General features: G+C 48.9%; 9 protein-coding genes and 1 tRNA gene. 3 read left to right on the top strand and 7 right to left on the bottom strand.

Features of this window, described 5'->3' with window-relative positions:
• Window positions 1–14 precede the first annotated feature (14 nt).
• On the top strand, window positions 15–1,037 hold the full coding sequence (locus tag L0156_00210) for a PilT/PilU family type 4a pilus ATPase (protein ID MCI0601415.1): 1,023 nt from the start codon (window positions 15–17) through the stop codon (window positions 1,035–1,037).
• A 75-nt stretch (window positions 1,038–1,112) separates the two neighbouring features.
• On the opposite strand, the gene L0156_00215 is transcribed toward L0156_00210, so the two are convergent.
• The 3 genes from L0156_00215 to L0156_00225 are packed head-to-tail and all read right to left on the bottom strand — an operon-like array spanning window position 1,113 to window position 3,698.
• A complete protein-coding gene (locus L0156_00215) occupies window positions 1,113–2,177 on the bottom strand; it encodes a type IV pilus twitching motility protein PilT (GenBank protein MCI0601416.1) in 1,065 nt (354 codons plus the stop codon).
• Window positions 2,178–2,180: 3 nt separating this feature from the next.
• Window positions 2,181–3,230 (bottom strand): type IV pilus twitching motility protein PilT, encoded by a 1,050-nt coding sequence (locus L0156_00220; protein ID MCI0601417.1) that lies wholly within the window; start codon window positions 3,228–3,230, stop codon window positions 2,181–2,183.
• The gene (locus tag L0156_00225) at window positions 3,231–3,698 is read right to left on the bottom strand and encodes a hypothetical protein (protein ID MCI0601418.1); all 468 of its coding nucleotides are present in this window, start codon (window positions 3,696–3,698) and stop codon (window positions 3,231–3,233) included. It abuts the gene before it with no gap.
• Between the two features lie 117 nt (window positions 3,699–3,815).
• Here L0156_00225 and L0156_00230 point away from each other — a divergent pair, with 117 nt between their 5' ends.
• Together L0156_00230 and L0156_00235 are read left to right on the top strand one after the other, a co-directional pair.
• Entirely contained in the window at window positions 3,816–4,109 is a 294-nt protein-coding gene (locus L0156_00230; protein MCI0601419.1) for a type II toxin-antitoxin system prevent-host-death family antitoxin, read from the top strand.
• Window positions 4,106–4,516 (top strand): type II toxin-antitoxin system VapC family toxin, encoded by a 411-nt coding sequence (locus L0156_00235; GenBank protein MCI0601420.1) that lies wholly within the window; start codon window positions 4,106–4,108, stop codon window positions 4,514–4,516. The genes L0156_00230 and L0156_00235 overlap by 4 nt, the downstream gene beginning before the upstream one ends.
• Here L0156_00235 and L0156_00240 read toward each other — a convergent pair.
• The 4 genes from L0156_00240 to L0156_00255 form a co-directional block, all read right to left on the bottom strand.
• Window positions 4,511–5,761 (bottom strand): alpha/beta fold hydrolase, encoded by a 1,251-nt coding sequence (locus tag L0156_00240; GenBank protein ID MCI0601421.1) that lies wholly within the window; start codon window positions 5,759–5,761, stop codon window positions 4,511–4,513. The two genes, L0156_00235 and L0156_00240, sit on opposite strands and share 6 nt — an antisense overlap.
• Window positions 5,758–6,372 carry a TetR/AcrR family transcriptional regulator gene (locus tag L0156_00245; GenBank protein ID MCI0601422.1) on the bottom strand — a complete coding sequence of 205 codons (615 nt, stop codon included), beginning with the start codon at window positions 6,370–6,372 and terminating at the stop codon, window positions 5,758–5,760. Before L0156_00245 ends, L0156_00240 begins: the two co-directional genes overlap by 4 nt.
• Window positions 6,373–6,437: 65 nt before the next feature.
• A tRNA-Arg gene (locus L0156_00250) sits at window positions 6,438–6,511 on the bottom strand.
• A 137-nt stretch (window positions 6,512–6,648) separates the two neighbouring features.
• On the bottom strand, window positions 6,649–7,427 hold a 779-nt coding region (locus L0156_00255), incomplete at its 5' end, for an APC family permease (GenBank protein ID MCI0601423.1).

Raw genomic sequence — 7,427 nt, forward strand, 5'->3', positions numbered from 1 at the left:
ACCTTGCTGAAGTCGTGCAGCGCGACGGAACTGATCTGCTTCTGGTTCCCGGCGCACCGGCAACCATAAGAGTAAACGGGACGCTGGTCCCTTTGAATGAGGCTCCACTTGCTGCTGATGACGCAATAACGCTTCTTGCGCCATTCCTGCCGGCGGAGCGCAAACAACAATTTGTCGCAGCCGGCGCGGTCGATCTTGCGATTGCATTTTCGAACGGACGTTTTCGCATCAATCTACACAGGACACGCCGTGGTGTTGGCGCCGCTTTTCGGCTTCTGCCGCGAACGATTCCATCTGTAGCGGAGCTCGGTCTTCCGATCTCCCTTGAGGATTTGACCAGGCTCAAACGCGGACTCATCCTTGTTACCGGACCCACAGGATGCGGGAAATCAACGACACTTGCAGCTTTGATTGCGTTGATCAACCGGCAGCAGAGACGTCACATTGTCACAATCGAAGATCCCGTTGAATACGAACATTTCCACGGCAATTCGATTGTTGAACAGGTAGAAGTTGGCTCAGATGCGCCTGGTTTCGCGGAGGCTTTGCGCGCCGCATTGCGACAGGACCCTGAAGTGATACTCGTTGGTGAAATGCGTGACCTGGAAACCGTCAGCACCGTTTTGACTGCTGCAGAGACAGGCCATCTTGTGTTCACCACTCTTCATACGAACGATGCAGCCCAGACAATCCATCGTATTGTGGATGTCTTTCCGTCTGAGCAACAACCGCAAATCCGGCAACAGTTGTCGATGGCTCTAACGGCAATCATCTATCAGCAACTGATTCCGAAGCAGAATGGCAAAGGTCGCGTTGTAGCGTGCGAAGTCCTCATCGGAAACGATGCGGTCAGGCATCATATTCGAAAAGGAACGCTTCACCAGCTTCATTCGGAAATGACACTCGGCCGGAAAATGGGAATGCTGACCCTGGAAGATTCTCTCTCTCAGCTCGTTCGTGCGGGATTCATAACAGAGGACGAAGCAAAAAACCGCGCCGTCCATGTTGAAGAGCTCACATCCTACTTGAAAGATTAGAATTTGAACAGAAGATCGCAAAGGACGCAAAGATTTAAAATTCTTCGTGATCTTCGCGTGCTTCTGTTCAAAGAGCTAAGGAGTTTTCATTAGAGATTCGAATAGCTTCTTATCCTGCGCTTTCCAGTAAGCCTCCTCTGCGGTGATAGTTCCTTTCTTGACCAGATCCAGGAGGGCAGTATCCATCGATTGCATGCCTTCGATTTTGCCTGCTTGAATCAAAGAAGGAATCTGCTGCGTTTTGGCTTCACGAATAATATTGCTGAGAGCAGGGGACCCGAAGAGTATTTCGACAACACCGACTCGCCCTTTCCCATCTTTGGTGCGCAGGAGTTGTTGAGCAACGATTCCTTTCAGCGAATCGGAAAGCATGATGCGCACCTGGCCTTGCTGGTCAGCTGGAAACACATCCACAATCCGGTCGATTGTGCGGGTAGCATTATTCGTGTGCAGGGTCCCGAATACAAGCTGCCCCATTTCTGCAATGGACAGCGCCAGTGAAATCGTTTCCAGATCTCGCATCTCTCCAACCAGCACAACATCAGCGTCTTCTCTGCATGCAGCACGCAGGGCGTTGGCAAATTCTTTCGTGTCATGACCAATTTCACGCTGAGTAATCAGGCAGCGCTTATTCATATGGACAAACTCGATCGGATCCTCAATTGTTAGAATATGTTTTTCGTAAGTAGAGTTGATTACATCAATGATCGCGGCGAGCGTTGTGGATTTCCCGCTGCCGGTGGGACCTGTGATCAGCACGAGTCCCGAATGCAAGTGCGCCAATTTTTCGATCGCGGATGGAAGATTTAACTCCGTAAGCGATCTAACTTTCTCCGGGATGATTCTGAAAACTGCTCCAACGCCTCCTTTATGAAAACAATAATTGCAGCGAAAACGCGCAATTCCTTCCAGGCCATATGCAAAATCCAGATCATGACTTCGGTTGAATTCCGTTTTTTGAGCGGGATCGATGATTTCAAGAAGCAGAGTGGCTAGAAAACTTTGCGTCAACACCTGTTCCCCGGGAATCGCATCGAGTTCTCCATGAACCCTTACTTTGGCCGGAGCGCCTGCCATCAGATGCAGATCGGATGCTCCCATATCCTTCATGCGCATCAAGTAAGCGTCCAGTTTGGCCATATTTCAGACTCTCACAATCGCTTTCTTGCTTTCTGCGCGCAAAACTGCCTGATCGTAAGTGATCGTTCTTGAAGCGACCAGTTTTGAAAGACACTGATCCATCGAGATCATGCCCTCTTTCGTCGCTAATTGCATGACGGAGGGTATTTGAAATGTTTTACCATCCCGAATCAGATTCGAAACCGCCATATTGGTCAAAAGAATTTCATAAGCCGGCACTCTCCCTTTTCCATCTGCGCGGGGGACCAGTTGCTGGCACACCACCGCTCGAATCGATTCGGAAAGCATGGTGCGAATCTGGCTTTGTTTGGAGGGAGGAAACGCATCAATGACGCGATCGACCGTCTTTGCCGCGTTTTTGGTATGCAATGTTCCGAAAACCAGGTGTCCGGTCTCGGCCGCGGTAATTGCCATCGAAATGGTCTCAAGATCCCGCATTTCTCCAACCAGGATCACATCCGGATCCTCCCTGAGGGCGGCCCGCAGAGCCGTTGCAAAATTTTCCGTATCCCGCTTTACTTCCCTTTGTGTGACGCTCGCAAGCTGGTTCAAGTGAACAAATTCGATCGGGTCTTCCACGGTGATGATGTGCACTTTTTCCTGTCTGTTGATGTGATCGATCAATGCCGCCAGGGTAGTCGATTTGCCACAACCTGAAGGCCCGGTAACGAGGATCATTCCTTGATGAAATTGTGTAAGACTCGTTACGATGTCGGGAAATCCAAGAGAGTTCAGTGCCGGAATTTGCGATGGGATTACGCGGAAAACCGCCTGCATTCCTTTCCGCTGCTTGAGGATATTCGTTCGAAAACGGCCGACGCCCGGCGCATCATAGCAGAAATCAAGCTCCAGTTCCTTTTCAAAGTGTTCCTTTTGCGGAGGCGTCAAAATTTCCTGGATCAAAGAAGCGGTATCTTGCGCGGAATACACGTTTCCTTTGACCTGTTTTAACAGCCCATGAAGACGCAGCATGGGAGATCCGTTCGGCGAAACATGAACATCCGATGCGCCGATGCTGGTGGCGTACTTCAGCAGATTGTCAACGCGGGCCATTTAATTCTCTTCAACTTTGTAAAGATAGAGTGTATGAATGAGATTGATCGTGTCTTCCAACAAAAATGGCACGAAGTGACGCCCGGCGACATTTAACAGATCCAACGTGCGTGCGTGATCGTAGGGCATATCGATAATAAAATTTCCGCGAAGAGTCATGCCATTTGTCATGTGAAGGACGGCTTCCCGTTTGAGGTCGACAGAAGAATAAACTTCCGTTTCATATTCATGGAAAAGCCCCTGCACATCGACACGCAACAGACTTAGTTTCTGTAGGAGAATGGACTTTCCGGTTGAGACTCGCAGCGGAAAATAAGCGTCAGGGGAGTTGAAGAATTCCAGAACCTGCGCAGTCGTGTATCCGGCAGTGCTGACCTGATCCAGGAAAATTTCACCGGAAAGAACTTCCTGGTGAACCGTATGACAGATGATGTCGACAGAAACTTTGGGAATTCGGAGCTCTTCCATTTTCCGTGTCTCAGTATAACCGCATTCACGCAAAAATCTGTCACTAGACGGTAATTCTGCAAAAGTTGCAAAAAACTCCCGAAACATTTAAGATAGCCATCTATATAGCCATTTGTTATGGAAAAGAAAGTAACTCCCAAACGATATTCGATTGCTGAAGCGCGCGATCAACTGGCCCGAGTCGTGCATGAAGCTGAGAAAGGCGAATCCATTGAGTTAACCCGTCGAGGAGAGCCCGTAGCCGTCCTAATCTCTCTACAGGAATATCAGCATACCAGGCGAGACAAGGGGCAGTTTTGGGATCGACTCAGAGAATTTCGCAAACGAATGGACAAAAGTTCTTCTGTGTCAGATGAATTTGACGATTTAAGAGATCCTACCAGTGGTCGCCACGTTGATTTTGATAAGTGAAATTCCTACTTGATACAAATATCCTCTCAGAACCGCTCAAAGCAATTCCCAATCCAAAAACTTTAAAGAAACTGCACGCGCATCAGGGCGAGATTGCTACTGCAACTCCGGTTTGGCATGAAATGTTGTTTGGATGTTGGCGCTTACCTTCATCGGTGAAACGCCGAAACATCGAAGATTATCTTAGCAATGTGGTTTGGCCATCCGTACCGATTCTTTCTTACGACACGACCGCTGCAGAATGGCACGCTTCGGAACGGGCCCGGTTGACTCTTATCGGAAAAGCTCCGCGTTTTGTGGATGGACAAATTGCTGCAATTGCCAGAACAAATGATCTAATCCTGGTGACAGGCAATATAAAAGACTTTGCTCTCTTTGCGGAATTGCATGTCGAAAACTGGCTATGATGGGCGTAATCGTTTCGGTTGAGTTGATATCAGCTCCAGCAGCCACTTTTTCTGGACCTCGAATGCCTCAGGAACAAAATGCGTTAGGGCGGGAATTTCTGTTTCGCTTCCGCTCTTTGCTTCAAGAAGGCCATGATTGGCTCGCGGAATAATCACAGATTTGAAGTCCGGATTCCCGGATTTTTTCAATGTACTTCTCATGTTTAAAATCGTTTCCGTTACAGGTGTGGATTTATCGAGCGAACCGAATACTCCGCGAACCGCGCACTGAACTCCTTCAAGGTAATAAGCGGGATCCTGACTGTATACCGTTTTCCAGAACCACATCAGTTCCTCCCGATTCTCTACTCTTGGGAGCAGCCCGAACCACGCTTTGTTTTCCAGGCGCGCGATCCATTCATTGAGTTGCTTCCAATTCTTTCCGGTTTTGCCAACGTTGAAAAACTCATTCAGATAGTCCAAGGCCTCCTCGATTTCTTTCGCTGCGTATCCTTGCGCTTCCATCTCAGATCGGACCCTGTAGACTTCCTGCTTCCATGCAGGCACAAACATTCCCGACTGGTTGATCAGCAAACGAATCTCGCGGGATCGCTGTGACACTCCTGCGGCAATGAACCCTCCCTGACTGCTTCCCCACGCAGCCAGGCGCGAAGCATCGATATCTTTCCTGAACCGCAAGTAAGAAATTGCCGCGGCTCCATCGCCGATAAAATCCTGAAAGGTAGCAGCAGGGAAACTTCCCTGCGACTGACCGGTTCCTCTTTTGTCATATGTCAAAACAGCAAAACCGTTTGCTGCAAAGAAAAGCGGCATCGGACCAAAGGAGTAACGCGTTGACTTACCGGATCCATGAAGGAGAAGAACTGCCGGATGAGGCGGCGCCGTTGAAGGCAGATGTAGAGTTCCGCTCAGGCGGACATTGCCGTTGCTGAATTCGACTTGTTCCTGTTTCATGGACAACCGGTTCCCTGAGAATTGTTTTTCGGCAATTTTCCATTCAATCGTTTGAGCAGTGCATCCGAGTTTTAATTCGACAGGCGAAGGAGAAAACAAAGCGGGTCCGCCTGAAAGTTCACCCGCGTTTTCAAACAGAATACGGGCATAGCCGGATTCAAAATCCATAAAGAACAAACGTTCCTCACCGTCGCCCGGATCGAACTTAGAGACCGTCACAAGTTTTCCGGAATCGGAAATGAACGCTCCTTCGCAGCCTAGCAACAGAGAAATAGCAAGGATTTCGTTCATCTTTTTTTTCTTCCCAGGTCGAGTAAAAACCGGACGCGCCGCACCAGGGACTCTTCCAAATCAAAACTTTCTTCGGACACAATCCATTCCTGAACGGTTGAGCTTAGGATCGCCATCACAACAGCAGTCAGTAGTGCAACATTCATCCCGGGAAGCATCTCACCTCGAAGCACCGCGTCACGAAATTGTGATCGAAACCAGGAATGGATCTGCGCTTCATTTTTCTGATCGGTGGCCTTCAGGACATCGCTTGCGAAAACGTGACGCAATATCGTGCGGCTGATCGATACCGATTTTTCTGCGGCTGCAGCAAAAATGCTCATTGCTGAAAGAACCATTTTTCTCGGTGATGCGGAATGGAGCTCAGAAAGCTCTGCCAGAATCTTGCGGACCAGCTCATCGTGATACGCAGCAAGGATGTGTTCCTTGCTCGGAAAATAATTGAAAAAAGTCTGTTTTGCGGTATCCGCGACGTTACAAATATCCTGAACCGTCGTGCTCTCGTATCCCTGTTGCTGAAAAAGCCGGATGGCCGAATCATAAAGTCGCCGCCGTGTCGCTTCCGCCTTACGCTCCCTTCTGGATCCAACGATTATTAGATTATGGTCCATTATTAGACTATAGTCTAATTTATGGGGGGAGGAACGTCAAGGGAACAGGTGGGGATATTGGGGAGTGCGCCCTGAGAGACTCGAACTCCCAACCATCTGCTCCGTAGGCAGGCGCTCTGTCCAATTGAGCTAAGGGCGCAAAAGATCGTCGACGCGTTAGCGAGTCTTCGCGTCGCGCGTCGTCAGTGGTAGGGAATAATATTAACAAATGGAGCAGTGGGCTGCAAGACAAGCTATTCCGATTTCCTTATTCGGAAAAATAGTTGACAAAGTCAACTAATTTTTGGAGTCCGGCGGTGGACCCTGTAATAAATAAAGAATGATGGGGATGGCGATGGTTACAATTGTTCCAACAACAATCTTCACAAGGTAAAGCAGTTTATTGGGATCGTCAGGCGGAGGAACCATGCTGATTACAATCGACACAGCGGTCGCCAAAAATCCTAAAACCACTGAAGCCACTCCTGCAAAATTCCACGGCATTTGTTTTGTGCGCATGAACCCGAAATAAGCAACAAACAAATAAAGGTAAGGTATGAAATAAATGATTACTGTTGCGCTCAGGAGTAATTTCCAGAATTGTTCGGCAGTGGATCCTGCTGCGCTGAGGATCATCAGAAGACTGGAGATCACGCCCATCGTCAGAATAGAAATGTAGGGCGTGCTCCACTTCGGATGAATTTTCGAAAAGGAACCCGGCAGGTAGCGGTCTGCGCCGATCGAATACAGCACGCGGCCCGAACCGGATAACCAGGCCCCGACAGCGCCAAAAACTCCCAGAATCAAAAGCACTGCCAGTATTTTTTCAAGATACGGTATTCCAAAAGCTTTTCCCTGCGCTTCGATTGCTTGCAGGACTCCGCTGATCATGCTGATTTGTTCTGAAGGCAAGGACACGATCAAGGCGACCGTTCCCAAAACATAAATCACTGTTGCAATCACGCCTCCGACAATGATCGAACGCGGAATGTTGATCGCGGGATTTTTTACTTCTCCACCCATCAGTGTAATGAGTTCAAATCCGGCAAATGCGAAACAGATGTACGACCAGAATG

It is taken from the genome of bacterium (assembly GCA_022616075.1).
Taxonomy (GTDB): domain Bacteria; phylum Acidobacteriota; class HRBIN11; order JAKEFK01; family JAKEFK01; genus JAKEFK01.

Coding starts and splice junctions, on each gene's coding strand:
- L0156_00215 (MCI0601416.1), bottom strand. CDS start 2,177: ATGGCCAAACTGGACGCTTACTTGATGCGCATGAAGGATATGGGAGCA.
- L0156_00220 (MCI0601417.1), bottom strand. CDS start 3,230: ATGGCCCGCGTTGACAATCTGCTGAAGTACGCCACCAGCATCGGCGCA.
- L0156_00225 (MCI0601418.1), bottom strand. CDS start 3,698: ATGGAAGAGCTCCGAATTCCCAAAGTTTCTGTCGACATCATCTGTCAT.
- L0156_00230 (MCI0601419.1), top strand. CDS start 3,816: ATGGAAAAGAAAGTAACTCCCAAACGATATTCGATTGCTGAAGCGCGC.
- L0156_00240 (MCI0601421.1), bottom strand. CDS start 5,761: ATGAACGAAATCCTTGCTATTTCTCTGTTGCTAGGCTGCGAAGGAGCG.
- L0156_00245 (MCI0601422.1), bottom strand. CDS start 6,372: ATGGACCATAATCTAATAATCGTTGGATCCAGAAGGGAGCGTAAGGCG.